The following is a 1,087-nucleotide window of genomic DNA, read 5'->3' as shown; positions in this document are numbered from 1 at the left end:
ACAAATGTGCTACGCTTACGGCCATGAAATCGTGCACCTTACCTGCCGTTCGCGTTGAGCCGGAACTGCGTGCCGAGCTCGAAGCGGTCCTGGGTGAAGAGGAAACCATCAGCACCTTTGTGGCCGATGCCGTGCGCCGAGCAGTTGACTTCCGTCGCGTCCAAACGGACTTCCATGCGCGTGGCGAGGCCGCTTGGCAGGACTACCTGCGAACCGGTGTTTCACGCCCCGTGGACGAAGTGTTTGACCGCGTCCAGGCCCGCATTGATGCACGACGTCGCGAATTGCAAGGCCCTGGCACGTGACCGAGTTGTTCGGGGTTGAGATGACCCCGCAAGCCGAGGATGACCTTGAGCGGTTGTTTGAGTTCCTCGTCGCACGGTCAGAGACCTTGGAGGAACTGGACCATGCTCAGCATGTACTRCACCTGCTTCGCACCAGTATCAAGAAGCGGCTGGCCGAGAATCCTTGGGCGTATCGGAAAGCGAGCGACGGCAGGCGTACAACGCGCCGAGAGTTAATCGTAGGCCTTGGCTCCACCGGCTATGTGGCCCTCTACGAAATCCTTCCAGGGCGGGAAGTCAGGGTGTTGGCAATTCGTCATCAGCGCGAAGAGGACTACCACTGAGTCCATGCGGCTGTAAGTCGCTGTGGTCCGACCCGGACTGAATAACCGGTCTGTGACTGGAGTCAGGCTGACATGGCAGCCACATAGACGCGGGCATAGAGGTCGAAGGTTTTCATCAAAGTCCTACTGATTGGCAGCCCGCGCGCCAACCGTCGTCAACGTCCGGAAGTGGCCGAAACCCGAGAAAAGGTCGCACGTCGAATCAAGTTCTCGTTCGATTTCTGGACGCAATCACAGTTGGCTTGATGAGCTCTTCGGGGACGAACCCGATGCCACAGCTCGTGCAATAGCAAGCAGTCACGAATTGATCAAGCGGAACGGGCTGCAGCGACTCGGACAAGCATTCATCTGTTGCGAGCTGATCCGGCCTGCGGCTACCAGCTTTTTCTTCGAGCGGGCTCTGCTTTCCAATGAGCAATGTTTTGAGAACGACGCTCGCTTCGCTCTTGCATTTGGGAC

The 1,087-nt window shown here is 58.0% G+C and carries 3 protein-coding genes; 2 read left to right on the top strand and 1 reads right to left on the bottom strand.

The window, feature by feature from the left end; translation table 11 throughout:
- On the top strand, positions 1–305 hold a 305-nt coding region (locus tag AC04L7_RS19370; RefSeq protein ID WP_475513799.1), incomplete at its 5' end, for a YlcI/YnfO family protein.
- Positions 302–628, top strand: a complete 327-nt coding sequence (locus AC04L7_RS19365) for a type II toxin-antitoxin system RelE/ParE family toxin (protein ID WP_436044668.1) — start codon at positions 302–304, stop codon at positions 626–628. The genes AC04L7_RS19370 and AC04L7_RS19365, both read left to right, overlap by 4 nt.
- 202 nt (positions 629–830) lie before the next feature.
- Here AC04L7_RS19365 and AC04L7_RS19360 read toward each other — a convergent pair.
- Positions 831–1,087: hypothetical protein (locus tag AC04L7_RS19360; protein ID WP_475513798.1), on the bottom strand; the 257-nt coding region annotated here is incomplete at its 5' end.

It is taken from the genome of Pseudoxanthomonas sp. LjRoot204_2 (assembly GCF_056175765.1).
The sequence above is the reverse complement of the archived record's forward strand: the minus strand, read 5'-3'. Positions and strand labels throughout refer to the sequence as shown.